We start from the raw sequence: 26,036 nt of genomic DNA on the forward strand, positions 1-26,036 counted from the left end.
AACCTTAAGTGTTTTAATAAAAGCTCCGCATTATATGCGGAGCTTTTTTATTTTTACCCTATGCAAAGTTTTATAAAGGATGTGGTCAAAGAGGTATTGAATACGGAACAACGTATTCAGGAAATCATATTTGTTTTACCCAGTAAACGTGCTGGAGTTTTTCTAAAAAGGGAATTAAGCAAGAACATTAACCAAACCGTTTTAGCTCCGGAAATTTATAGCATAGAAGATTTCATAGCGCATATTTCTGGTCTGGTAACCGCAAATGCCACTACACAACTTTTTGAACTTTATAAAGCATATCTACAAGTTGGGGAATATGAAAAGGAATCCTTTGATTCTTTTTTAAAATGGGGTCAGATACTACTACAGGATTTTAATGAAATTGACCGGTACCTTGTCAATGCCAAAACATTATACCAAAATGTAGCCGCCATTCAAGAAGTAAATCATTGGTCATTAAATGCGGATAAGTCTGAAATGATAGAAAATTACCTACATTTCTGGAGACATTTAGAGGATATATACCAACACTTTAATAAAAATTTAATTCAACAAGGTTTAGGCCACCAAGGACTAATCTACAAGACATCTGTTGAAAAACTACCACAGTATTTAGAAAACAATACCAAAAAACATGTCTTTTTAGGATTCAACGCCTTAAATAAAGCAGAAAGCCTGCTAATACAGTCCATTCTGCAGCAAACCAATGCATCTGCATATTGGGATATTGATACCTATTTTTTAAAGGATCCCATTCACGATGCAGGATACTTTATTAGAACTTATCAAAACACATGGCCCGTATTAAAAAACAAGGATTTGCAGGGCGTTTCCAATCATTATCTATCCCAAAAGAACATTGAAATTATAGGTGTTCCCAAAAATATATCACAGGTAAATTATGTGGGTCATTTACTGAAAAACATCAAGACTAAAAATCCGGAACAACTTAAAAATGCAGCTATAGTACTGGGCAATGAAGAATTATTGAATCCGTTATTACATTTTATACCCAAAGAAATAACGGCTACCAATATTACCATGGGTCAAAAATTGGAATTGACCACATTGGCTAGTTTCTTTTTACATGTAATTGAATTTCATGAGCAACGAACAGAAAAAGGATGGTTTTACAAACACCTCTTAAACCTACTAACCCATTCCTATACCGTTACACTATTAAATGCAGAAAACATCTCCGCACAGGAGCTTATCACCAAAATTAAGACCAATAACTGGTCCTATATTACCATGGCCCAAATTGCATCCCTTATTGGCCAACATAATACCATAGATTTACTTTTTAAGGATGTACAGAACGACCCAAAAATTTTAATTGACCATTTTTTATCCTTGGTGCAAGCCTTAAGAGCTATAGATTCCTTGAGCAATGATGTTCTAATACTTGAGCAATTATATAAGTTTTATACGCTCTTTAACCAACTTAAGGACCTATGCAATACGTTTACCTATATAAATAGCCTTAAGAGTTTAAAACAACTATTTAGACAATTATTAAGTACGGAAACGTTGGATTTTCAAGGTAATCCTACAGAAGGTATTCAAATTATGGGAATGCTGGAAAGTAGGTTGTTAGATTTTAAGACCGTTATACTTACTTCAGTGAACGAAGGAATTTTACCCTCAGGTAAATCCAATAATTCCTTTATTCCCTTTGACCTTAAAACCAAAAATGACCTACCAACCTATAAAGAAAAAGATGCGGTATATACCTATCACTTTTATAGATTGTTGCAACGGGCCAAAAATGTATATATCTTATATAATACGGAACCGGACGCTTTGGAAGGGGGAGAAAAAAGTAGGTTGATTACCCAGTTATTAACGGATGAACAAAGAACCGGCATCACCGAATATATTGCTACTCCCCAGATACAGTCGTATCCTTATACCAAAGAGACCATTCCTAAAACCGAAAGTCTACTGACGCTTATACATTCTAAAGCAGCAAAAGGATTTTCGCCAAGTTCACTTAGCAATTATATTAGGAACCCCATAGATTTTTATAAACAAAACCTATTGAACATTAACGATGTTCTAGAGGTCGAAGAGACTTTGGCCCCTAATACTTTTGGAACTATTGTACATGATTCCTTAGAAGCGCTATACACCCCTTTGATCAACACCAACCTTACCAAGGAGGGATTAACCGCTATAAAAAAAGATGTCCATAAAACGGTGCTCTTTAATTTAAAAAAGACCTTTAAGGAAGGTAATATAGAATCAGGGAAAAACTACATTACCTTTCACGTCATCCTTAAATATATTCAAACATTTATTGATGTTGAAATTGACCAACTAGCCCATCATACCATTAAGATTATAGGTTTGGAGCAAGATTTACAGGTTCCCCTTCATATAGATGGTTTGGACTTCCCCATTATCTTAAAGGGAAAATTAGATCGTATTGATGAATTTGATGGGGTAACAAGAATTATAGATTACAAAACAGGTCGCGTGGACCGCAGAAATGTTGAACTAATGGATTGGGATGTACTGACACAAGATTATCAGTACAGCAAAGCATTTCAGTTACTTTGTTATGGCCTTATGTATTTTAAGACCAACCCTACACCAAATTTAGCAGTACAAGCAGGAATCATTTCATTAAAAAACTTTACCGATGGCACCTTGCTTTTTGCACAAAAAGAATCTGCTCGAGGAGCAAAGAAAAACATCATTACCCATGATGTAATTTCAGATTTCGAGCAGATTCTTGGTCAATTAATTACAGAAATATGTAATCCTGAAATTCCGTTCACAGAAAAAGAAGTATAACCTATTTTTTATCAGGTCTGGTTGGTCTAACCTCTATTTTACTTGGTAAGGTCCTTGGATTCATTTTTAATAGATCCAACACCAGTTCCCCAATATCCTCTGGTTGAATTTTCCATGCATCTTTTTCACTTGGTTCGTTATTGTTAAACTGTGAAGCTACAGATCCGGGCATTATTGTAGATACCTTTATATCATATTTACGTAGGTCAAGCATTGCAGCTTGGGTAAAACCAACTACCCCAAATTTAGACGCATTGTAACCCGCACCTTGAGCAAAGAAATTGGTCCCCGCTAAACTTGCCAATGTAATATAATAACCCTTGGTTTTTTTCAAGGCCTCTACAGATGCCTTAAGCGTATGAAAAACACCATTTAAATTGGTATCTATCATTTGGTGCCATGCTTCGTCCGTCATTTCATCTATGGGTGCAAAATTACCTACGCCTGCATTGGCCAAAACCGCATCTAATTGTCCCCATTTATCCAAAATCTTGGAAACAGCATTTTTTTCATCCTCCAATTTTGCAACATTGGATACCACACCCAATACCGCATCATTTTCAAACTCTTTTAACGCTTGGTCCACACTCTGTTGTGTTCTGCCACTAATTGCAACCTTCATGCCTTCTGCCAAAAGTGACTTGGCTACACCTAACCCTATTCCTTTTGTTCCACCGGTAATATACACTACCTTATTTTTTAAATCTTTCATTATTTCATTTTAAAAATTATAACAAGTTACTGCTTATATGAAATTAATGTAGCCTATAAAGAACAAGATTTAACGATTTTGATTTATTATATTTAGCAAATTTTAAAACATTAAAATGAATAGGATACTCGTTTGGTCTATTACCGTAGCATTAGCAGGTTTTTTATTTGGATTTGATACCGTTGTTATTTCGGGAGCAGATAAACAACTACAAGCGTTATGGGAAAGTTCTGATTCCTTTCATGGTTGGGTAGTCATTTCCGGTGCATTATGGGGTACAGTTCTAGGTGCACTGTTTGCAGGAATACCCACCAATAAATTTGGAAGAAAAATTACCCTTATTTGGATTGGTATCTTATTCAGTGTTTCCGCCATTGGCTCTGCCTTGGCCAATGACCCCATAACATTTGCCATTTTTAGGTTTATTGGAGGTATTGGTGTTGGGGTTTCAACCATTGCAGCACCTGCCTATATTTCTGAAATTTCTCCTGCCAATAGCCGTGGTAAACTAGTGGGGTTTTATCAATTCAGTTTGGTATTCGGTATTCTTATAGCCTTTCTTTCCAACTATATGCTTAGCGGCTTGGGCGAAAATTCTTGGAGATGGATGGTTGGTGTAGAAGGCATTCCGGCCATAATCTATACCTTGTTTGTTTTGACCGTACCCAAAAGTCCCCGTTGGTTGATTACCCAAGGACGAATTGATGAGGCACGTAAGGTATTGAAAATGATCAATCCTGATCAAGATGTTGATGAAGCAATCAACTTAATTCAGCAAGATGACAATGATACGGAAGTTGGGGAATCCATTTTTATGAAGAAATATCGTTTTCCGTTGATATTGGCTTTTCTTATTGCGTTTTTCAACCAGGTGTCCGGTATCAACGCGTTTTTATACTACGCCCCAAGAATATTTGAGGAGGCCGGTCTTGGTGCAAGTACAGCTTTATTAAGCAGTGTGGGTATTGGGGTAACCAACATGCTTTTTACCTTATTGGGCATCAATTTAATAGATAGGTTAGGACGTAAACAGTTAATGTATATTGGTTCTCTTGGCTATATTGTTTCTTTATCCCTTGTAGCCTGTGCATTTTTCTTTGAATGGCAGGGTATGGCCGTTCCAATATTTTTGTTCGTGTTCATAGCCTCGCACGCTATTGGCCAGGGTAGTGTTATTTGGGTCTTTATTTCGGAAATATTCCCCAATCATTTACGGGGTAGCGGTCAAGCGTTCGGTAGTTCGGTACACTGGATATTGGCCGCGGCCATTCCGGCGGCAGTACCGTTCCTGTTCTCAACTATTGGCGCAGGTACCGTATTCCTTTTCTTTGCCTTTATGATGGTTTTACAATTGCTTTGGGTACATTTTATGATGCCGGAAACAAAAGGGGTGTCATTAGAAGAACTGAGTAAAAAATTGACCAAGGATAACTAATCAATTTAAGAAAACCCTTTACTTAACGAAAACCTTAATTGCTTAAAGTTATCATTTACGGTAGCTACATTGGTGGTATTAAATACCCCAATTTTATAAGACCGTTTCATTTTTAACAAAGTATATATAGTAGTTCACAAACAAATTGTTCTTAAGCTAAAAATGCCAATCCTACAATTCTCGAAGAGTGTTAATTGTAGGCCACTGATAAATGGGACAAAAAAACTGTAATCGGTTTTGATTGATTACAGTTTTATTTATGAACGATGCTTTTATAGTTATATACCCATAATTTTTTATAATTTGCCGTAAGTCCTTTTTTGTTCTTTTTAAAGGTTTAATAATGCCATCTTTATTGAAGTACAGGTATTCGGCATTTATTTTTCGCTCTAGCTTTGGTCTTCACATGAAAATTCCTTTGTACCCACGGCCCTTTTGGACTGTTTGTCATGTAATAGGATAGATGTCTATTGTTCTCGGCAATGGTGTAGTAGTAATTATCATTTTCTTAAAGATAAACGGGCCTTCCTTTTTGGCTCGTATCCGCCCATATCCATTTTTTTAAACTCCTTCTACCGCCTCCATGTCATCGGTAAGCTCAATTACCTTGTAATCTGCTCCCATGGCATGTACATACAAATAAGGCGTGCCGTCATCATCTACTAATAGGCATGGGTCATTGGCGTAAGGCTCTGTCCATAATGGCGCGCTTATATGGTCTACAAACGGACCCGTAGGGGAATTGCTCACTCCTAATCCTATTCCCATCCACTTTGCGCTATTTTCAGAATTTATACAGCCTTCAAAACCGATTAAGTCAATTGGCACTTTAGCTACGCCCGGTTTAACATTTTCGCTTCGTTAAATGCCTTTAATCTAAGTAAATTTGTTGCCTATACTTAAATGCTATTAAGACCATTCCAAGCAATCTTCTCCAAAACTGTCGTCAATTCTTCTTAAATGATAAGGCTATTTTGCCAAAAAAATGAATAAGACACTAGAATTAAAAAAGTAAAATACTATTCTTTTCCAAGTTCTTACCGTTGAACAGGAGTGCAGATTTCAATAACAAATCCGTTATCATCGCGGAAGTACCCTACTTTTTGTCCCCAGGGTTTTTCTACAATGGCTTCATACAATACCGCACCGGCATCAATGGCTTTTTGAAAATCGGTTTCAATGGTTTCGGTGGTGAATGCCATTTCAATACCAAATGGTTGCTTAGACACCTCACTTTTTACATACCTCTTTTAAAGTTTGCATTTCCCAAAGGTATAAATGCAAAAGCAATGGTTGTATCTCCTAAAATCAATTCCCCATCATCATTTTCCGGGGTGCTGAACTTTTTTGGAAAACCAAATGCCTTTTCATAAAATGCAATGGTATCGTTTACATTTTCTACATACAAAAATGGTATACCCGTATTTCATAACTCTATTTTCAGGGATTAAAATGCACTTATTCCAGTAAATTTAGGCAATATCCTTTGATGAAATAAAATAGGTAACTACCCCTGCCAAAAGCGCAGGAACGGCAAAAATCATAAAATTGGCGGACATCGAAAGCCCCCAACCTACCAGAACCCCACCAAGTGCAGGACCCAATACACCTCCCAGTCTCCCTGCTCCAATGGCCCAACCCACACCTGTAGTCCTAAATTCTGCAGGATATAGTCTTGCTGCCACGGCGTACAAACCCACAAAACCACCTTGGAGGGTAAACCCTAAAAGACCAAATATGAGCAAGATAAAGTCCGAACCTATGAATACATTGAATGTTGCCATCAACAAGGCTGTTATCCCCAAGAATAGGGCAATAGTTTTTCTTAGTCCCATTTTAGATGATGTATACCCTTGAATGACAATTCCAAAAAATGCCCCAATATTGAATACCGTACCGGCATAAATGGCAAGCTCCATGGACAATCCTCCATAGGTGGCCAATTTAGGTATCCAGCTAATTAAAAAATATAAACACCCAAAGGCAAAGAACAGGGCTGTCGATAATTTAATAGTGGATAGTCTATAGGTGCTGGAACGTAAGCGATCAACGGAAATAATGGCCGACTTAAGTGCTTTCTCCGGTAATTCCGACAATGTGGGTATTTGTAGTTTTTTTAAAATCCGGTTAATTTTTTCTAGGGCGTTCTGGGCTGCTTGCTGACATAAAATTCAATAGACTCCGATAGGAATATATAAATAATATGTATTGTAATCAATGTAGCTGTCCCTGCGAGTTTAAACATCATGGGCCACCCCTTTATAGGAATGATGGATGCAGCAACATAACCTACATGGCCCCAACAGGATAGCCGGCCAAAACAAAACTCACCAAAAAATCTTTAAATCTGTTGGGCAAATATTCTGAGGTCAGTGACGCCGTGGTCGCCAACATGCTACCAATACCTAGACCACTAATTAAACGAAGCACTATCAATTGTGGTACGGTATTGGCAAAACCTTTGCATAATACACTGATCCCCATAAGAAATGAACTTATTAAAATCATTCGCTTACGCCCAATATGGTCCGCATAAGGGGCCATGACCAAGGCTCCCAACGCCATGCCCGCCAAACCGACACTAAAAACAACGCCCAACGTTTCAGGACCAACTTCCCAAGATATAGCAATGGCGGGTGCACAAAAGGAAATGATCAACACATCCATGCCGTCCAATACATTCATTAAAAAACAAATTATGATCGTGGCATACTGCAGCTTGGAAATGCATTGGTCGTTTAATTGATAAAATGGAATTTTAGACATTTTGGAGAATTACTAAGACTCATTATAAATGTTAAAATAAAATATAAACTGTAAGTTTCTTTTTTAAAATTAATTCTTTCCACACATTCAATTTGGACAACGTTAAAAATTATGACGTTATACAATTACCATTACGCAACTTTACGCAACCTTCTTCCCGTAAAAATTGTTAAATGTTGCTTTTTAGCCAAAAAAAATTAACAAATGGACCAATGTGGGTAATATAGTATAAGAACAGGATAATTATCTAAAAAAGTACAGTTGATTTAATATTTAAGTTTACAAGTGTAAAATATACGTTTAATAAACTTTTCGTAATTCTTACGTTAAAATATAACACATTTTACAACAAACAATCCAAACATCAACGTATTATGAAGATGATCAAATTACTACCAAAAATTCTTTGGGGACCAAATTGTCTCACAAAAAGAACACTGTTATCCAGCCTTTGCTTTTTGATTGTTCAGGTGGCCCTTGCACAGCAGGAAGTTTCCGGAACTATCACGGACCAGAAAGGTATACCGATCTCCGGGCTACCGTTATGGAAAAAAACACCACCAACGGTGTGGTATCAGATTTTGACGGAAATTATGCGATGACCACCACAAAAGCAGATGCCATGTTGGTTTTTTCGTATTTAGGTTTTAAAACTATCGAAATCCCTGCGAATTCATCTACCGTTAACGTAGTATTACAAGAAGATTTGGAACAACTTTCTGAGGTTGTAGTAATAGGATACGGAACACAAAAACGTGCAGATGTAACCAGCTCCGTCGCTACGGTTAAATCAGAAGATTTTGTACAGGGCAATGTTAAGGATGCCGCACAACTTATACAGGGTAAGGTAGCCGGCTTATCCGTATCTGCCCCTTCTGGTGATCCAACCGAAGGAACACAGATTAGCTTAAGAGGTACTTCCTCTATACTAGGGGGAACAAATCCATTAGTATTGGTTGACGGCGTTCCCGGAAGCCTGAATACAGTGGCACCGGAAGATATTGCTTCAATTGATGTATTGAAAGATGGTTCCGCAACGGCCATTTACGGAACCCGCGGTACCAATGGGGTAATTATAATTACAACGAAAAAAGGAAGCAATGACATGAAGTCTAACATAGAATACAATGGTTACATGTCTATCTCCAGCATAGCAAATAGGTTGAACTTTTTAAATGCGGACGAACTACGGCAGAAATTTGACGAAGGTTACACATTCAACGGGGCAAATTTGGAGGATTTTGGCTCCAATACAGATTGGATAGATGAAATAACACGAGATGCCTATAGTCAAGTACACAACCTCATCTTTAGGGGCGGTAACGCTACTTCTAATATGACCGCATCCTTGAACTATCGTGACCTAGAAGGTATTTTTCTAAAATCCAATAGCGAAAAATATACGGCAAGGGTAAGTGGTAACCACGCCATGTTCGACAACCGATTAAAGGCCAATGTGGGTGTTATATTAAGTGAACAAATGTACAATGCCTTAGGAGACGGCACTAGCTTTAACCCTTACATCTATAGACAGGCCGTTATTAGAAACCCTACGGAACCGGTACGGGACGTGGATGGCAATTGGTACGAAAGGGATGTATATTTCTATGATAACCCTGTAGGTTACATTGAAGAAACAATTGGGGAAAACAAACTAAGGAATACTAGGTTTGATTTTTCATTAAGCTATGATTTTGGCGATCATGTTACCCTTAAAGGGCTATATACACGTAAAGGTGAGTCTAACATTCGCGGGTTTTATCAAACTAAAAACCATGTTTCCACTACAAAGAACGGACAAGAAGGATATGCGTCTAGAGGTACGGATGACTATGTGGGCAACTACGGCCAATTTACTTTAGATTATGACAATACCTTTGGAAAACATAAAGTAACCGGTTTGGTGGGTTATAATTATGAGGACAATACCAATGAAGGTTTCTATGCCACCAATCGTCGTTTCCCTACAGATGGGTTTACGTATAACAATCTAGGTAGTGGACAAGGTTTGCAATTGGGAGAAGCTGGCATGGGGAGCTACAAAAACTCGGATAAGTTGATCGCATTCTTTTCTAGGGTAACCTATAACTATGATGACCGTTATCTTCTAATGGCAAGTATACGGCGTGAAGGTTCGTCTCGTTTTGGCGAGGATAACAAATGGGGTAATTTTCCCGGTATTTCTTTGGGTTGGCGTATAGACCAAGAATCCTTTGCAGAAGATTGGGACTGGTTATCAAATCTAAAGTTAAGAACTGGTTTTGGGGTAACGGGTATTAATGCCGGTGCCAATTATCAAGCATTGAGTGGCCTAACCTACGGATCTTACTTTTTAAACAATGGGCAATGGGTAAGGGAGTTGGTGCCATCACGTAACGCAAACCCAGATTTGAGATGGGAAAAGAAAGAAGAGTTCAACGTTGGTCTTGATTTTGGCATCCTTGACGGTCGTATAAACGGATCTATCGATTACTATAACAGAACCACTAAAGATGCCTTGTTCAATTATAGCGTGCCAACACCTCCATACTTTTTTGGAACCATAGCGGCCAACGTTGCAGAGATCAAAAATACGGGTCTTGAATTCTTGTTGAACGTTACTCCGGTACAAACGGAAAATTTTAATTGGACGGCAAACCTGACTTATTCAACCAATACCAACGAAATTGTTTCACTTTCCAATGACGCCTTTCAGTTGACCAACGATTTCTTTGATCAAGGATATACCGGTGAGCCTATACAAATAAGCACCCATAGGGTTCAGGAAGGGCAACCAATAGGTAATTTCTTTGGCCTTAAAAGTGTGGACATAACAGATGACGGCATTTGGATCATTGAACGACCGGACGGGTCCTTGGTACCTGCAACGGAAGCTACTACGGACGACCGACAAGTTTTAGGGAACGGATTACCAAAAGCCTACTATAGCTGGAACAATACCCTTAGCTACAAGAATTGGGATTTAATGGTAAACTTAAGGGGTGCCCTGGATTATCAAATACTCAACTTTTCGCGTATGTTCTATGAAAATCCAACCGTTAGTTACAATACCTTGGATTCTGCCTACGATCTTGTCTATGGCAAGACAGAACTACAAGATGTACAACGTTTTGTAAGCTATTATGTAGAGGATGGCGATTTTCTTAAAATAGATAACGTTACCCTAGGGTACACTTTACCGAAATATGCCATTAAATTTGCAGAAACCTTCCGGATCTATGCTTCTGGCCTGAACTTGGCCACCATTACGGACTACAAGGGTATTGACCCCGAAGTGAATAGGGAAGGATTGGCTCCCGGTAATGATGAACGGGACAAGTACCCATCTATTACAACTTTTTCCCTAGGTATCAATTTTACATTCTAAACGAAACGACTATGAAAAATATAAGAAACAAAGTGGCTACACTTAAAACTAAAATATCGATCCTAGCGGTTTGTGCATTGTTTGTACCCATAGGGTGTACCGATTTGGAAGAGGAAGTATTCTCAGAAGTGACGGAATCATCATTTGTTCCCTCGGAATCTGATATAGTATCGGTCATGGCATCGGCCTATACCCCAATGCGCTATGTAATGGGCTGGCAAGGTTGGTTTGACCTACAGGAAGAACCAGCCGATATGTTCATTACCCCTACACGGCCTAACGGTTGGGACGATGGCGGCACCTATAAAAGAATGCATTTTCATGAATGGAGTTCAACACAATGGCAGCCTAGAAATACATGGATCAACTGTTTTAACGGTATCAATAGCGCCAACAGGGTAATTTTACAAATAGAATCAGAACAACTGCCGGTTAGTGCAGAGCAGGCTACTTCCATTATTTCTGAAATGAGGGCCCTAAGGGCATTATACTATTCTATGTTGGTAGATTCTCACGGCAACGTGCCCATCATAGCTAGTTATGGGGACGACCTGCCCGTTCAAAGCTCACGTGAAGAAGTATACAACTTTATTGTAAATGAGCTAACGGAAGTTATCCCTAACCTTACCGAAACAGTGGATACCGGTACCTATGGCCGTATGACCAAATGGGCAGCATATCATATACTGGCAAGGGTTTACCAAAACTCGGAAGTATATGCCGGTACTACTAATTGGGACAAGGTCATAGATGCGTGCAACGAAATTATAGACAGTGGCGCTTTCCAATTGTCCGAAAGTTATACCGATATTTTTAGTACCGATAATGAGAGCAATAGCGAATTGGTCTTTGCCATTCCCTACGATCAAATATTTGCGGGACAATGGAACGCCCATATGAAGATGTTACTTCCGGACCACAGACTGGTCTTTGGTATGCAAGCACAACCTTGGGGCGGTTCTAGCTGTAATCCACAATTCATTGATAGCTATTCCCCGACCGATAAACGTTTGTCCGATACTTGGTTAATGGGCGATCAGTTAAGTGCCTCTGACGGTAGCGTGGTCATGACATTGGTAAAGGAAATGCCCAGTATTTACGATTGTGATTTTACAGATGGTTTTAGATGTGGCAAGTATGAGATAGAACCTGGTGCTACCGGGGGGCTTAGCGTAGATTTTCCGTTTTTAAGGTATACCGATGTGTTGATGATGAAAGCAGAGGCATTGCTTAGGACGGGCAGTAGTGATGAGGCTGCAACAATTGTCACCCAAGTACGTGCACGTTCATTTGACGATCTTGCCGATGCAACCGTGACGGGTGCAGAACTGGAAGGGGACACAACGGTACAATACGGAACCTTGGCAGAGGACGGCACTATAGCCGATGCCGGAGACCAAGCAACCGTACCTTACGGACGTTTTTTGGATGAACTGGGATGGGAATTTGCCGGTGAGGCCAGAAGAAGAACAGACTTGATAAGATTTGGGGTATACCAAACCAAAAGTTGGTATAACCATACTCCAAAAGGAGACTATACCACCATATTCCCAATTGGTTTAGAAGAATTGAATACCAATTCTAACTTAAGCCAAAACCCTGGATATTAAAAATAGTTTTATTTGTTTGAGTTATTTTAGTGTGAGTGAGGAAAGCGAACGGTATACCGTTCGCTTTTTTTGTATATCCTTGAAAAGGAACTTTGCACCAATAAGACAATAGATATCACTTATGCCAAGGTAGTTCCCTTAAAACCGTGACCGGTACTGTGTTGGGGAACACCCCTTTAGTTCCTTGAACTTTCTATTGAAATTGGCAATATTATTGAACCCGCATTCTTCGGAAACCAATGAGATGGATAGTTCTGGTTTGTTTACAATTAGCTTACAAGCATTCTCTATCCGTATTTCAATTAAAAATTGAAAAAATGTTTTATTGGTTCGCTTCTTAAAATAGCGACAAAATGCATTGCGGCTCATGTTGGCCACACTTGAAATTTCTTCCAGACTAATAGGCTCGCTATACTGTTCCATTGCATATTTGTACACATTGTTCATTCGTTTTCCCTCATCATCGGAAAAAGATTTTTTATAGACAAAAGAAGATAAGGGAGCCGTTTTCGATTTTGTTACAAGACTGATAATCGTTAGCAACGTAGCTATCTGTTCCACTTTGTTCTGGGAAGCTAGTTTATGGAATTCTCCTATAATCTGTTGTGTATTGCTAAGCACCCTCATGCCCAACTCAGATTTTTTAAAAAACTCTTTGGTCAGCGAAAGGTCCGCAATTTCAAAAAAATCCTTCCCAAAGGAATGTAAATCAAAAAAGAGCGTATGCATTTCCGATCTGGGAGAAGCAACCGTATCGCTCTTAAAAACGTGGGGCACAAAGCCCCCAATGACTAGAATATCGTGCGCTTTGTATTCATTTATTGAATCTCCGACTATCAAAGTACCTTCGCCTTGGGGAATATAACTTATCTGTATTTCTCCATGTTGATGCAGTTGGTCATAAAATGCCTCTTCCCTATCCACTTGGTAAACAAGGGCTTCATTTCTAGGTTTAGGAATTTTAAACGGTAAAACTTTCAATATTTAAATTTTAAGTTAATCAACTCTAGATAGATTCCAATCTTATCGTCAACATCATCAAGTAAACACTACCAATGGTATACGCTACAGGTATATTTTAGATATGTTATCATACCAATACCCTCATAATCCATAATGTTCTTTACACGGATCAAAAATGGACCATAAAATTGAATTCTATTCAAAATTCACTTTTTTATTTGACATTTCCAGTTTAAGGATAATATAGTATCAGTATCTGTTAATATGGATTATTAAAAGGCGCAAGAATATCAATAGTTTTATTCTAGATTATTCTTTGTGGCTTTATAAAAAACAAATAAGTGCGTTTTATACATTTATTTATTATGCTTCATACAATCTGTACTTGTTATGGCTACGCCAAAGAAATAATCTAGCTGTATATAAAACCAAATTTACCGCTTGTATGAATCCCGTTCAGGTCAATTTTACAAGCTATTAGATATAAAAAAAACCTTTAGGCAAGGTTATCATGAAAATTGAAATTGACAAAATGATATATACCCGTACAATCATTTATTTTTTAAGTGTAGTCTCATTCCTGTCCTCTTTTTTAACTTCTGCACAGGACGGCAACCAAATTTTGGACGGAATAGGTGAAACCGGACTCATAGCACGCTATCTCTTTAATGGCGATGCAAAAGATTGGTCCAGGAACAATTTACATGCCTCCATAGAAGGATCGGGCGCTTCTTTTGTTCATGACGAAACATTTGGCAAGGTACTATCATTGAACAAAAGCGGCAAAAACTTTATTTCCCTGCCCCATGACGCCATTTTGCAAGAAGAATCCCTTAGTATTACCGGATGGGTAAAGCTTCATACGAACAAATTAGGTCAATTTTTCTTTGATTTTGGTAAGAACAATGCTTCCCGTATGTATCTGGCACCAATGGGCACTATGGATACGGAAGGGTTACAAAATGTGCTCAACACAACCAACGGCCGTTCGTACAGTATAGGGTCAAAAGCTTTTGAAACGGGTCAATGGTACCATATAGCCATGGTTATCAACACCCCATCAAAAGCAATTAGCACCTACCTAAATGGTGAGCTTGTGGATACGGCCAATGATGTAACAGTGGCCTTGGAACAGTTTTTTGCTCAAGCATCCAACCAAAAAAATAAATTATATATCGGTAAATCAATAACGGGCAATGATTCTTACCTTTTTGGCCTGTTACATGATTTTAGAATCTACCGCATTCCCTTAAGCCATAAACAAGTTTCAAGAATTTATGAGAGTGCCGGTAACTCAGAAACATCCAATAATAAACCTAAAAAAGATCGCGAAGATGACCTTCAAAAATTTCCCGATACTGTTCCGCAGTTATACAACGCCTATTTACAAAAGATAAAAGATGTTCATGTAACCACCCAGGTGGGACACTTACCACGATTGCCCCGTTTTGTTAAGGGAACATACACTAATAATATACAGGGGCCGGCAATACGCATTCTCTGGCCAGCCCCTAAAGATAATGCACAAGTGCTAAGGCCTGGCACCTATCAAATACTAGGAAATATACCGGGATCACCACTAAAAGCAAAGGCCACGGTAACTGTAAAAGAAAACATGGAAATTAAACGCCCTGATCAACGGTTGGCCTCCTTTACCTTGGAACAGGTTTCCTTGACCAAAGACTTGGCGGGCAACGATACCAAGTTCATAGAAAACAGGGACAAATTTATATCTACACTGGCACAGACCGATCCAGATGCCTTTCTCTATATGTTTAGAAACGCATTTGGAATAGCCCAACCTAGCGGTGCCGAACCTCTTGGTGTTTGGAACAGTCAAGAAACTAAATTGAGGGGGCATGCCACCGGGCATTACCTTACGGCAATTGCCCAAGCCTATGCAAGTACCGGTTACGATAAGGAATTACAAAACAATTTTGGCCGTAAAATGGAATATATGGTGAATACGCTGTATAAACTTTCCCAAATGTCCGGTCAACCCAAGGAAAACGGAGGAGCATTTGTAGCGGATCCCAACGAAGTGCCCTTTGGTCCCGGAAAGACGGCGTATGATTCCGATATACGCGAAACCAGTATACGTACCGATTATTGGAATTGGGGAAGAGGCTTTATTAGCGCTTATCCACCAGATCAATTTATCATGTTGGAAAAAGGTGCTACCTATGGTACCAACGACACACAAATATGGGCCCCATATTACACCTTGCATAAGATACTTGCCGGTTTAATAGATGTATATGAGATAAGTGGTAACCAAAAAGCACTTGAAATCACCAAGGGAATGGGAAATTGGATTCATACCCGTCTAAGTAAATTGCCGAAAGCAACCCTTATTAAAATGTGGAACACCTATATAGCCGGTGAATATGGTGGTATGAACGAAGCAATGGCCAGGCTATACAAGCTTACTAACGACAGCCGCTACTTAGAAACTGCCCAATTGTTCGATAATATAAAAATGTTCTATGGCGATGCCGAACACACCCATGGAATCACTAAAAATGTAGACACTTTCCGCGGTTTGCACGCCAACCAACATATTCCCCAAATAATGGGTGCATTGACCACTTACCAAGCATCCAACGATCATAAATACTACCAAGTGGCAGATAATTTTTGGTATAAAACAACCAATGATTATATGTATAGTATTGGTGGGGTCGCAGGAGCACGAAACCCCACCAACGCCGAATGCTTTATTGGAGAACCGGCCACCTTATATGAAAATGGGCTGTCCTCCGGTGGACAAAATGAAACCTGTGCAACCTATAACATGTTAAAGTTATCCCGAAACCTTTTTCTTTTTGACCACAGGGCAGAACTAATGGATTATTATGAACGCGGACTTTACAATCATATTTTGGCTTCTGTGGCAGAGGACAGTCCTGCAAATACATATCATGTACCCTTAAGGCCAAGTTCCGTAAAGCACTTTGGAAACCCCCACATGAAGGGCTTTACCTGTTGCAACGGCACAGCGTTGGAAAGCAATACCAAACTTCAAAACTCCATTTACTTTAGAAGCGTGGACAACCAAGCGCTATATGTAAATCTTTATGTGCCTTCAACACTAGACTGGACCGAAAAAAATATCAGTATACAACAAGCTACCAATTTTCCACATGAGGACAGAACACGGTTGACCGTAACCGGCAAGGGTAAATTTGACCTGAATGTAAGGGTGCCATATTGGGCAACCAAGGGATTCTTTGTTCATATAAACGGTAAACCCCTAAAAGTAGAGGCCACCCCTGGCAGCTATCTTACCCTTAACCGCAAATGGAAAAACGGTGATATCATAGAATTACAGATGCCTTTTCAATTTCACTTATCGCCCATTATGGATCAACAGAATATTGCAAGTCTATTTTATGGACCTATCCTTTTGGCCGCACAGGAATCCGAGCCCCGTAAAGAATGGAGAAAAGTGACCTTGGATTTGAAAGATTTAGGCAAGACCATAAAAGGAGACCCAAAAAAATTGGAATTTTCCATTGACGGTACGGTCTTTAAACCCTTTTATGAAACTTATGGCCGACATTCCGTTTATCTGGATGTTTCGCTAAAATAATTCCTATTGTAAGATGGGGGCCAATTACCTAAATCAGTTTTTCCTATTAAACAATATATCCATGCCTAAGGGTTATAATGAATGACTAATACCATGAAGAAAATGCACACAAAATTTTGGCTATTAACAGGACTAGTTTTAATTGTCTCATGTAAACTATCCGCTCAAAAAAGCTATTGGAGCAACGTAGAGCATAGGGAGCCTACATTAGGGGTTGCGGAGGTGTTCCAAAAACATAACACGCCAGAATTTCAGCTGAAATTGGTAAAAGCTTCGCAAACCGTAGCGGCATTGAGACCAATGGACGAGTTATCATTTGACTACACCCCAGGCGAAAGGTTGGAAGTAAGGGACAAGGACAGCCTTTACCATCTAGGGGATATCAATCTAAGGATCAAGACTTCATCTGGCCATTGGAAAACATATTCAACGGCCAGCAATAGAGCTCCGGTCACCCCACTGGCAGTAACGGATAGTGTGCTGGCAGCTGCAGATTTGGCCAATACCCTACCAAAGGATATACCCGTTTCCATAAAACGTTTCTATGAATTGGATAAAGGGCAATTGGTCATGCGTTTTGAAATTACAAACATGCAGGATACGCCAATAGAGATAGGTGCTTTGGGTGTACCCATGATTTTTAACAATATTCTAGAAGGTAAATCATTGACTGAGGCCCATAAGCAAAATGTTTTTTTTGATCCATATATTGGCAAGGATGCAGGATATTTAGAGGTAAAAAGGTTAAGTGGAAAAGGGCCTGCCTTATTGGTCATACCAAAAGAACACATGGCCTTTGAGGCATACCGTCCTCTATTGGACGATCTCACAAGAAAAAGCATTGTATTTGAAGGTTTTCATGAATGGATGGCACATAGCAAGGCCTATGCGGAAAATGAATGGCAAGGCGTAGAACAATGGAACAAACCAACATCTGTAGTACTACAACCCAATACCACTAAAAATTATGCCTTAAAGTTTGTCCTGTCCAAAGGTGTTAAGCATATTCAAGAAACTTTGATCAAGGAGGAAAGACCCGTTGTTGTAGGCGTACCTGGTTATGTAATCCCAATGGATGTAAAGGCACATATTTACGTGAATTATAAAAGTGAGATTAAGTCTTTTGATGTTTATCCAAAAAATGCATTGAAAATTAAGGAAGACGGTACTACTACAACCGGCTTAAAAAAGTACCTCGTCTCCGGTAAAAAATGGGGAAGGGCAAGGTTGACCATTAGCTATAACAACGGTGTTGAACAGACCGTTAACTATAAGGTCATTAAGCCTGAAGCGGAAGTCATTAAGGATTTTGGAAATTTTTTGACCACGGAGCAATGGTATGATAACCCATATGATCCTTTTGGCAGAAGTCCATCACCCATCTCCTATGACTATGAAAAAAAGGAACAGGTTACCCAAGACGGCAGGGTTTGGATCAGTGGTCTTAGTGATGAAGGTGGTGCGGGAAGTTGGCTTGCGGCAATTATGAAACAATTGGTACAACCTAACAGAACAGAAATTCAAAAACTTCAGGAATTTATAGACCATGTGCTATGGGGAAATATTCAATATAGCGAAGGACCGTACAAATATGGGGTCAAAAAAAGCCTTTTTTATTATGAACCGGATTCATTGCCAAAAGGCACCTATGAAAAAAATATTGATTATACCACCTGGGCAGCTTGGGACCATAAGCACGCCAATGATCGCGGTAGATCTTTTAATTATCCGCATGTAGCCGCCTCCTATTGGGTCATGTACCGCTTGGCACGATATCATAACGGACTGGTAGATAATAAAAATTGGGATTGGTATCTGAAAAATGCTTACCATACTACCATAGCTATGATGGAACAGGCTCCCTATTATGCCCAATTTGGACAAATGGAAGGTTCCGTGTTCCTATCGATCCTTAAAGATCTGCAGAATGAAAACTATGATGAAATGGCCACTGAGCTAGAAGCAAGAATGAAAGAACGCGCAGACCATTGGAAATCGCTTGACTATCCTTTTGGCAGTGAAATGCCATGGGATTCCACAGGGCAGGAGGAAGTCTATACCTGGACAGACTATTTTGGTTATGAACATAAGGCCAATATTACCTTAAATGCCATACTGGCCTATATGCCAACCATGCCACATTGGGCCTATAACGGTAATGCCAGGAGATATTGGGATTTTCTTTATGGTGGCAAGGCCGGGGAAACCTCAAGGGTAGAACGCCAAATACATCATTATGGCTCTGGAATTAATGCCATACCGGTGCTTAAGCAATACCGAAAAACTCCAGATTTTTATTTGATCAAAGTGGGGTATGGAGGGCTTATGGGAAGTATTTCAAATATTACCCAAGACGGATTTGGACCTGCCGCATTCCATTCTTATCCTTCATCATTAAAAATAGATGGAATATCCGGTGATTATGGTTCCGGCTTCTATGGATATGCGGTAAACTCGGCAACCTACATCACCAACAACGACGAATTGGGCTGGTTGGCCTTTGGGGGCAATGTTTCACAAAAAGGAACTGCCATTGAAGTGACACCTACTACAGCGGCTAAATCCAAAATATATCTTACACCCAAAAAACTATGGATGACTCTGGATGCGGGAAGCATAAATAAAATAGTATACGATACTTCTACGGAAAAGGTCACCCTGGTTTTGGACCCAAAAACCGAACATACGTCAAAGGCTTATTTGCGGGTAGATGACAGTATAGTTCTACCCTATAAAAAGGTTAGAGGAGCCTATGAAATTGAATTGGATGATACTGTAAAAGAAATTACGTTGTAAGAAGCAATTGTGCGCTTTTGTCCAAGATAAAATCATCTATTATTATACCTTAAGGTTAAGGTCCAAACCTCTACGCATAAAAAAGGCTTCCAAATTAGGAAGCCTTTTTTGTGGAGAATACCGGATTCGAACCGGTGACCTCTTGCCTGCCAGGCAAGCGCTCTAGCCAACTGAGCTAATCCCCCAATTTTTAGAACGGCTCAAAGGAAATACTTTTTGGCAAAGTATCAAAATACTATCTAATCTTTCTTTACGCTAAGGACCAATACCGGTACCGGAGCATAAAACTCGGCCTTGGAAATCGTACTTTTCTCCCATAACTTTTTAAAGAATCCCCTTTTTCTTCTAAAAACGCATAACAAATCTGGATGTTGAGCTTGAAAATGTTCCAACACACCTAAATAAGTGGTTTGGTTCTGGGTAAACGTCATTTGAGAACTAATGTCCATTAATGCGGTATTGACCTTCAGGTCATCATCAGAATAACCGGGGGTTTTACCAATAATAGATTTACTTCAGAACTATGTTTTTTCTTGATGTCGATCAAAGGATCAAGAATACGTTTTCTTTTTAGTATGCCAGATTTAAATGCCACAAGAATGGTCTTGAATTTTTTATAGGTTGTTCCCTTTGGCACGATAAGGGTAGGTATATTGGTTCTTTTGATAATAGCCCCTGAGGTCTGGCCCAAATAAAATTCTTCCTGTACGTCATTACTTCTTGGGGCCAAGATAATAAGTTCTATTCCCAATTCTTTGTCCAATTCCCTTAACCCGTCCGCCAATTCGCCATTGAAATTAACGATCTTGATTTCATTACCGTCAACTTTGACTTGCCCCACAATATCCTTAAGTCGCTCCCTGCTATTTTCCGCAATTTTTTGGGTTATGTTGGTTAAGGTGCCTGTCTTTCCAGTAACGTTAAAAACCTCCATTACATAAATCTGGGCGTTAAAATCAGCTGCAAAATCTACTGCATATTGCAATGTTTCGTGGGCGTCCGTAGAGGTTCCAATTGGTACAAGAATGTTCATCATATTAAGAATTGTTGTTTATTACCCTAAATTTACGATTTATATAAATCGGTTTTATGATTGAGCTGGCAAAGATATCGGAATTAAATGAAATTTTACGTTTAACGGATGCCTGTAGAATTGCAATGGAAAACAATGGGATTTATCAATGGACCACTGATTACCCCTCGCGCAAAGCTTTTTTGAACGATCTAGACCGTAATGAACTTTTTACTCTAAAAAACCAACAAACCATTATAGGATGCATTGTAATATCAACCTATATGGATACCGAATATTCACCCGTGTCATGGTTGACCCCTAATGGATTAAATTACTACATCCACAGATTAGCGGTACATCCTAATTTTCAAGGTAAGGGTTTTGCCCAGCGCCTTATGGATTTTGGAGAGGATTTTGCCAAAAAAAACAAGGCCCTTTCCATTAGGTTGGATACCTTTAGCCAAAATAAACGTAACCAGAAATTTTACGAACAGCGTGGCTATAAAAGATTACAAGATATCTTTTTTCACCAACAAAGCCCATACCCTTTTCATTGCTATGAACTCGTCTTATAGAATCCCTTTTTTTGAAAACTTCAGTTAATTTCAAAGCAATCAATAAATTGGCCATACCCGCTACCATTGCAGGTATAGCAGAACCCCTTTTGTCTATTACGGATACCGCAATTGTAGGCAATATTCCCGTAGATGGACTTGAATCCTTGGCAGCGGCAGGAATTGTGGGATCCTTCCTTTCTGCACTTATCTGGATTTTGGGACAGACCCGTAGCGCCATATCGGCCATAATTTCTCAATATTTGGGTGCTGGAAAATTAGCGGAAGTCAAAACCTTACCGGCACAGGCCATCTTCTTGAACATTGGTTTAAGTGTCCTCATATTGTTATCCACCATTTTTGTTATCAGGGATATTTTTGAACTATTAAATGCATCGGGCAAAATATTGGAATACTGTATTAGCTATTACACCATACGTGTATGGGGTTTTCCGTTGACTCTTTTTGTATTTGCCGTTATGGGAATCTTTAGGGGTCTTCAAAATACATATTGGCCCATGGTAATTGCCATTACAGGTGCCGTATTGAACGTAATTTTTGATTTTGCCTTTGTGTACGGCATAGAGGGTTTCATTGATCCTATGTTTCTGGAAGGTGCCGCTTGGGCTAGTTTATTGGCACAGGCCGTTATGGCCATTTTGGCATTTTACCTACTATGGACAAAGACAGATATCAGCCTAAAATTAAGGTTTCCCATACATCCTGAACTGGAGAGGTTGGTGGTCATGAGCCTAAATTTATTTGTACGCGCAATTGCCTTGAACACGGCCATTGTACTTGCAGCACGTGAGGCTACGGCACTTGGAGGTCAGTTTATAGGTGCGCACACCATTGCCATAAACCTATGGCTGTTATCGGCATTCTTTATAGATGGTTATGGTGCTGCAGGAAATATTATGGCCGGTAGGCTTCTAGGGGAACGAAACTATGATGGACTTTGGACCTTGGCAAAAAAAATCATTAAGTACGGACTTTGGGTCAGTGTATTGATTATGGGGCTTGCCAGTATATTTTATAGACCCTTGGGAAGTTTGTTTACAAATGAAACTTTAGTGCTCACTACGTTCTATAGTATATTTTATATCATTATTTTAGGATTGCCCATTAATACCGTTGCCTTTGTATTGGATGGCGTTTTTAAAGGATTGGGTGAAATGAAATATTTACGAAATACCCTATTGGTGGCAACCTTTTTAGGTTTTGTACCTATGCTTTTCTTAGGAAAGTATTTTAATTGGGGACTTACCGGAATATGGCTTGCATTCACCGTTTGGATGCTGATAAGGGGCGGCGCCTTGGTATGGAAGTTTAGAAACAAGTTTAAACCTTTATTGCAAAATCCGTAATTTTATCACAAAGAAATGCTATGGTCACTACACGAAAGAATGGAAGCTTATATACGCGTATAAACGGTAAGGTCGCCGAAGTGGAATTTGGCCATCCGGCTAGTAATTCATTTGTATCCGAGTTGTTGGAACGACTTACGAATACTATCGACGAACTATCTGAAAATGATGGTATTTCCGTAATTCTTTTAAAGTCCGAAGGTGAGAAAGCGTTCTGTGCAGGTGCTTCTTTTGATGAATTATTGGAAGTGACCACCCTAGAGGAAGGTAAGGCTTTTTTTAGCGGTTTTGCCCATGTTATAAACGCCATGCGCAAGTGCAAAAAGATTATCGTAGGCCGTGTTCACGGTAAGACCGTAGGCGGCGGTGTAGGTCTGGCCGCAGCGTGCGATTATGTTTTTGCCAATGTAGACTCATCCATAAAACTATCGGAATTAAGTATTGGTATTGCGCCCTTGGTAATAGCCCCAGTGGTAGAACGAAAAATAGGCAAAGCAGCCATGGGAGAATTGTCCTTGGCTCCTACAGATTGGAAAAATGCATATTGGGCCCAAGAAAAAGGATTGTTTTCCAAAGTATTTGAAACGGCACAGGAAATGGATAAGGAACTAGAATTTTATATCCATAAATTGGCCAGCTATCATCCTGATGCATTAACGGAGTGGAAGACCGTGTTATGGGAAGGAACGGACCATTGGGACGTTCTATTGAAGGAGAGAGCTGCTATAACCGGTAAATTGGCACTTTCGGAATTTACCAGAAACGCATTATCAAAATTTAAAAAATAAACAATAAGCGCCACGCGCATTCGTTCTTTCCCTAAAATAGTTCTTATGGAAATTTTTCAATTATTAAACGGAAACCTAGTTTTTCCAATTTTGGCACTTCTAGTAGTGGTTATCTATTTTGTGAATAAAATACGTGCCAATAGAAAATTTAAAAGATAACGACACGCAACGTTTATAAGAAATTGCATCTTTTATAAAAATTTGACAATGGTTTATAAATTCTTAAGTTTTGCTTTTTTCATTTTCATTGCATCATGCTCCAATACCGATGATACTGTTAAAGAGGATTGTAATGAAAATACAGTTTGTACCCAAAATTTTGTTACGATAGGGGTTACCGTAAAAGATGCGTCTGGCGTAAACGTACCGCTTGATCGTTTTAAGGTTGTGGATACAAAGACAGATGAAGATATTACCCTTGTGCAAAACCAAGAAGAATTTGAGGATTATGCCAAAGACGGGTATTACCCTATTTTCAGTGATGCCTACAGACTTGATTACCAAAACCAGACTACTACCATTGCCTTTATAGGATATAATGCTGATAAAGAAATTGTAAACGAAGAATTTACAGTAGGCGCGGACTGCTGTCATGTACTTCTAATTTCGGGCAATACGGATATTATCATTGACTGATCCCAAACTATAATTGCTTTTAAAGATTCCCTACCTTTGCCATTTAATTATAGGCTATGAGCAACATACGTATTACCAAACAGTTTAATTTTGAAACAGGTCATGCGCTTTTCGGTTATGATGGTAAATGCAGAAATGTACATGGCCATAGTTATAAACTATCCGTAACCGTTATAGGTACGCCCATTACGGATACTTCGCACGTTAAATTAGGAATGGTCATTGATTTTGGCGACCTGAAAAAAATAGTAAAGGAGGAAATTGTGGATAAATTTGACCATGCTACCGTTTTCAATAAGAATACACCCCATGTAGAGTTGGCCAAGGAATTAACGGACCGCGGGCACAACGTTATCTTGGCAGACTATCAGCCTACCAGTGAGAATATGGTCATTGATTTTGCCGCAAAAATTAAATCAAGACTTCCAGAAAACATCACATTGTTCTCATTGAAATTACAGGAAACCGATTCTTCATTCGCAGAATGGTTTGCCAGTGATAATTAAATTTATCAAAATTTAATCCAAAACACTGTTTTCATCTTTCAATAATGTGTTATTTTAAGGGTAATCCCTTAATTTACAATAACATGGTCAAACATCATATTTACTGGTGGAATCTTGAAAATTTGTTCGACATTGAAAATTCACCCCGTAGAAGCCAATTTTTAAACGATCATTTAGGGTCTGAGCTCCATGGGTGGAATACCAATATCCTAAACAAAAAAATTACTAATCTCACCTCTATAATTTCCCAGTTTAACGATAACCAAGGCCCTGATATTTTGGGTGTCTGCGAGGTAGAGAACGAATTTGTAATTGAATTGTTGATCACCGCAATGAACGTTGCCCTTAACAGGCAATACGCTTTTGTTATTTCGGAAAGTGAGGACAAGCGTGGAATAGATACGGCCCTGATCTATGATACCGAAAAATACGGTCCTGAACAACTTACTTTCAGCCTACGCATTATTAAAAGAAATAGTACCAGGGATTTATTTCAGGTGCATATTAATACCGCTAACGGAAATAAGTTAATCTGTATTTTGAACCATTGGCCATCACGGTCCGGTGGTGAACTTACCAGTGAGCCCTTTAGGATCATGGTTGCAGAAAATTTATCCTATTGGATAGAGCGCATCTATGAGGAACAAGGAGATGATGCCGCAATTCTCTTAATGGGAGACTTTAACGATAATCCTTTTAACAAATCTATTACCAATTACTTAATGGCAATTAACAATAAGGCCTTGGTCAAAAGTAACCGTGTGCGACTTAAATACTTTTATAACGTAATGTATAGGTTTATGGATGACCAAATAGGCACTTTTGTTTTTGGTAATGAATATAACCTTTTGGACCAATTTATGGTTTCAAAAAGTATCCTTTCCGAAAAACCGACGTTACAATTTAAATTAAGTTCCGCAGCTATAGTAGATTTTCCGGAACTTACATCCGGCTCTTACAATAAACCCGTTAAGTTTGGCAGACCCAATGCCTCAAAATTTAATCTAAATGGATATAGCGATCACTTGCCCATAAAAATCGTTCTCAGTGAAAAAGCTTTAATCTAGTAGCAACACAGCTTTGGTCAACTTGGTAGCATATAAAACAAATACCTGATTTATACGCAA

General features: G+C 39.0%; 22 protein-coding genes and 1 tRNA gene. 13 read left to right on the top strand and 10 right to left on the bottom strand.

Translation table 11 applies throughout. From position 1 onward, the window contains the following. The first annotated feature begins 60 nt into the window (after positions 1-60). A complete protein-coding gene (locus Q2T41_RS08695; RefSeq protein ID WP_304435749.1) occupies positions 61-2,802 on the top strand; it encodes a PD-(D/E)XK nuclease family protein in 2,742 nt (913 codons plus the stop codon). A 1-nt stretch (position 2,803) separates the two neighbouring features. Here Q2T41_RS08695 and Q2T41_RS08700 read toward each other — a convergent pair whose 3' ends face one another. Then, positions 2,804-3,514: an SDR family oxidoreductase gene (locus Q2T41_RS08700; RefSeq protein WP_304435750.1), complete on the bottom strand. Its 711-nt coding sequence runs from the start codon at positions 3,512-3,514 to the stop codon at positions 2,804-2,806. A 115-nt stretch (positions 3,515-3,629) separates the two neighbouring features. Here Q2T41_RS08700 and Q2T41_RS08705 point away from each other — a divergent pair, with 115 nt between their 5' ends. Further along, the gene (locus Q2T41_RS08705) at positions 3,630-4,949 is read left to right on the top strand and encodes a sugar porter family MFS transporter (protein WP_304435751.1); all 1,320 of its coding nucleotides are present in this window, start codon (positions 3,630-3,632) and stop codon (positions 4,947-4,949) included. 561 nt (positions 4,950-5,510) lie between these two features. Here the strand turns inward: Q2T41_RS08705 and Q2T41_RS08710 are convergent. The 5 genes from Q2T41_RS08710 to Q2T41_RS08730 form a co-directional block, all read right to left on the bottom strand. Further along, positions 5,511-5,777: a family 43 glycosylhydrolase gene (locus Q2T41_RS08710; RefSeq protein WP_304435752.1), complete on the bottom strand. Its 267-nt coding sequence runs from the start codon at positions 5,775-5,777 to the stop codon at positions 5,511-5,513. A gap of 209 nt (positions 5,778-5,986) precedes the next feature. Beyond that, complete coding sequence (locus tag Q2T41_RS08715; RefSeq protein WP_304435753.1) at positions 5,987-6,178, bottom strand: VOC family protein; 192 nt, start codon at positions 6,176-6,178, stop codon at positions 5,987-5,989. Between the two features lie 8 nt (positions 6,179-6,186). Continuing rightward, positions 6,187-6,357, bottom strand: coding sequence for a VOC family protein (locus Q2T41_RS08720; protein ID WP_304435754.1), 171 nt, complete (start codon positions 6,355-6,357; stop codon positions 6,187-6,189). 64 nt (positions 6,358-6,421) lie between these two features. After that, complete coding sequence (locus tag Q2T41_RS08725; protein WP_304435755.1) at positions 6,422-7,045, bottom strand: MFS transporter; 624 nt, start codon at positions 7,043-7,045, stop codon at positions 6,422-6,424. Between the two features lie 193 nt (positions 7,046-7,238). Further along, entirely contained in the window at positions 7,239-7,715 is a 477-nt protein-coding gene (locus tag Q2T41_RS08730; RefSeq protein WP_304435756.1) for an MFS transporter, read from the bottom strand. A gap of 380 nt (positions 7,716-8,095) precedes the next feature. Between Q2T41_RS08730 and Q2T41_RS08735 the strand changes: the two genes are divergently transcribed. The 3 genes from Q2T41_RS08735 to Q2T41_RS08745 are packed head-to-tail and all read left to right on the top strand — an operon-like array spanning position 8,096 to position 12,692. Beyond that, on the top strand, positions 8,096-8,317 hold the full coding sequence (locus Q2T41_RS08735; protein ID WP_304435757.1) for a hypothetical protein: 222 nt from the start codon (positions 8,096-8,098) through the stop codon (positions 8,315-8,317). Then, positions 8,260-11,082: a SusC/RagA family TonB-linked outer membrane protein gene (locus tag Q2T41_RS08740; protein ID WP_304435758.1), complete on the top strand. Its 2,823-nt coding sequence runs from the start codon at positions 8,260-8,262 to the stop codon at positions 11,080-11,082. Before Q2T41_RS08735 ends, Q2T41_RS08740 begins: the two co-directional genes overlap by 58 nt. A gap of 11 nt (positions 11,083-11,093) precedes the next feature. Beyond that, complete coding sequence (locus Q2T41_RS08745; RefSeq protein ID WP_304435759.1) at positions 11,094-12,692, top strand: RagB/SusD family nutrient uptake outer membrane protein; 1,599 nt, start codon at positions 11,094-11,096, stop codon at positions 12,690-12,692. Between the two features lie 138 nt (positions 12,693-12,830). Here Q2T41_RS08745 and Q2T41_RS08750 read toward each other — a convergent pair whose 3' ends face one another. Then, positions 12,831-13,673, bottom strand: a complete 843-nt coding sequence (locus Q2T41_RS08750) for an AraC family transcriptional regulator (RefSeq protein ID WP_304435760.1) — start codon at positions 13,671-13,673, stop codon at positions 12,831-12,833. Positions 13,674-14,166: 493 nt separating this feature from the next. Between Q2T41_RS08750 and Q2T41_RS08755 the strand changes: the two genes are divergently transcribed. Continuing rightward, positions 14,167-17,247 (top strand): beta-L-arabinofuranosidase domain-containing protein, encoded by a 3,081-nt coding sequence (locus Q2T41_RS08755; protein ID WP_304435761.1) that lies wholly within the window; start codon positions 14,167-14,169, stop codon positions 17,245-17,247. Positions 17,248-17,328: 81 nt separating this feature from the next. Next, positions 17,329-20,043: a DUF5695 domain-containing protein gene (locus tag Q2T41_RS08760; RefSeq protein WP_304435762.1), complete on the top strand. Its 2,715-nt coding sequence runs from the start codon at positions 17,329-17,331 to the stop codon at positions 20,041-20,043. Positions 20,044-20,154: 111 nt separating this feature from the next. Here Q2T41_RS08760 and Q2T41_RS08765 read toward each other — a convergent pair. The 3 genes from Q2T41_RS08765 to Q2T41_RS08770 form a co-directional block, all read right to left on the bottom strand. Then, positions 20,155-20,228, bottom strand: a tRNA-Ala gene (locus tag Q2T41_RS08765). 54 nt (positions 20,229-20,282) lie between these two features. Next, complete coding sequence (locus tag Q2T41_RS20760) at positions 20,283-20,492, bottom strand: hypothetical protein (RefSeq protein WP_367186844.1); 210 nt, start codon at positions 20,490-20,492, stop codon at positions 20,283-20,285. 17 nt (positions 20,493-20,509) lie between these two features. Further along, entirely contained in the window at positions 20,510-21,079 is a 570-nt protein-coding gene (locus Q2T41_RS08770) for a universal stress protein (RefSeq protein WP_367186845.1), read from the bottom strand. Between the two features lie 53 nt (positions 21,080-21,132). Between Q2T41_RS08770 and Q2T41_RS08775 the strand changes: the two genes are divergently transcribed. From Q2T41_RS08775 to Q2T41_RS08800, 6 genes are all read left to right on the top strand, one after another. Continuing rightward, positions 21,133-21,633 (top strand): GNAT family N-acetyltransferase, encoded by a 501-nt coding sequence (locus Q2T41_RS08775; RefSeq protein WP_304435763.1) that lies wholly within the window; start codon positions 21,133-21,135, stop codon positions 21,631-21,633. A gap of 11 nt (positions 21,634-21,644) precedes the next feature. After that, positions 21,645-22,979, top strand: coding sequence for an MATE family efflux transporter (locus Q2T41_RS08780; RefSeq protein ID WP_304435764.1), 1,335 nt, complete (start codon positions 21,645-21,647; stop codon positions 22,977-22,979). Positions 22,980-22,999: 20 nt separating this feature from the next. Continuing rightward, positions 23,000-23,767 (top strand): enoyl-CoA hydratase/isomerase family protein, encoded by a 768-nt coding sequence (locus Q2T41_RS08785; RefSeq protein ID WP_304435765.1) that lies wholly within the window; start codon positions 23,000-23,002, stop codon positions 23,765-23,767. Between the two features lie 207 nt (positions 23,768-23,974). Further along, positions 23,975-24,403, top strand: a complete 429-nt coding sequence (locus Q2T41_RS08790) for a hypothetical protein (protein WP_304435766.1) — start codon at positions 23,975-23,977, stop codon at positions 24,401-24,403. A 56-nt stretch (positions 24,404-24,459) separates the two neighbouring features. After that, positions 24,460-24,909, top strand: a complete 450-nt coding sequence (locus tag Q2T41_RS08795) for a 6-pyruvoyl trahydropterin synthase family protein (protein WP_089261086.1) — start codon at positions 24,460-24,462, stop codon at positions 24,907-24,909. 83 nt (positions 24,910-24,992) lie between these two features. Next, positions 24,993-25,976: an endonuclease/exonuclease/phosphatase family protein gene (locus tag Q2T41_RS08800; protein WP_304435767.1), complete on the top strand. Its 984-nt coding sequence runs from the start codon at positions 24,993-24,995 to the stop codon at positions 25,974-25,976. Positions 25,977-26,036 lie beyond the last annotated feature (60 nt).

It is taken from the genome of Maribacter confluentis, assembly GCF_030505015.1.
In the GTDB taxonomy this organism is placed as follows: Bacteria; Bacteroidota; Bacteroidia; order Flavobacteriales; family Flavobacteriaceae; genus Maribacter; species Maribacter sedimenticola.

What these genes read in the sequence shown, in the direction of transcription:
- Q2T41_RS08695 (WP_304435749.1), top strand. Translation starts at nt 61, where the DNA reads ATGCAAAGTTTTATAAAGGATGTGGTCAAAGAGGTATTGAATACGGAA.
- Q2T41_RS08700 (WP_304435750.1), bottom strand. Translation starts at nt 3,514, where the DNA reads ATGAAAGATTTAAAAAATAAGGTAGTGTATATTACCGGTGGAACAAAA.
- Q2T41_RS08705 (WP_304435751.1), top strand. Translation starts at nt 3,630, where the DNA reads ATGAATAGGATACTCGTTTGGTCTATTACCGTAGCATTAGCAGGTTTT.
- Q2T41_RS08730 (WP_304435756.1), bottom strand. Translation starts at nt 7,715, where the DNA reads ATGTCTAAAATTCCATTTTATCAATTAAACGACCAATGCATTTCCAAG.
- Q2T41_RS08735 (WP_304435757.1), top strand. Translation starts at nt 8,096, where the DNA reads ATGATCAAATTACTACCAAAAATTCTTTGGGGACCAAATTGTCTCACA.
- Q2T41_RS08740 (WP_304435758.1), top strand. Translation starts at nt 8,260, where the DNA reads ATGGAAAAAAACACCACCAACGGTGTGGTATCAGATTTTGACGGAAAT.
- Q2T41_RS08745 (WP_304435759.1), top strand. Translation starts at nt 11,094, where the DNA reads ATGAAAAATATAAGAAACAAAGTGGCTACACTTAAAACTAAAATATCG.
- Q2T41_RS08755 (WP_304435761.1), top strand. Translation starts at nt 14,167, where the DNA reads ATGAAAATTGAAATTGACAAAATGATATATACCCGTACAATCATTTAT.
- Q2T41_RS08760 (WP_304435762.1), top strand. Translation starts at nt 17,329, where the DNA reads ATGACTAATACCATGAAGAAAATGCACACAAAATTTTGGCTATTAACA.
- Q2T41_RS20760 (WP_367186844.1), bottom strand. Translation starts at nt 20,492, where the DNA reads ATGGACATTAGTTCTCAAATGACGTTTACCCAGAACCAAACCACTTAT.
- Q2T41_RS08770 (WP_367186845.1), bottom strand. Translation starts at nt 21,079, where the DNA reads ATGATGAACATTCTTGTACCAATTGGAACCTCTACGGACGCCCACGAA.
- Q2T41_RS08775 (WP_304435763.1), top strand. Translation starts at nt 21,133, where the DNA reads ATGATTGAGCTGGCAAAGATATCGGAATTAAATGAAATTTTACGTTTA.
- Q2T41_RS08785 (WP_304435765.1), top strand. Translation starts at nt 23,000, where the DNA reads ATGGTCACTACACGAAAGAATGGAAGCTTATATACGCGTATAAACGGT.
- Q2T41_RS08790 (WP_304435766.1), top strand. Translation starts at nt 23,975, where the DNA reads ATGGTTTATAAATTCTTAAGTTTTGCTTTTTTCATTTTCATTGCATCA.
- Q2T41_RS08795 (WP_089261086.1), top strand. Translation starts at nt 24,460, where the DNA reads ATGAGCAACATACGTATTACCAAACAGTTTAATTTTGAAACAGGTCAT.
- Q2T41_RS08800 (WP_304435767.1), top strand. Translation starts at nt 24,993, where the DNA reads ATGGTCAAACATCATATTTACTGGTGGAATCTTGAAAATTTGTTCGAC.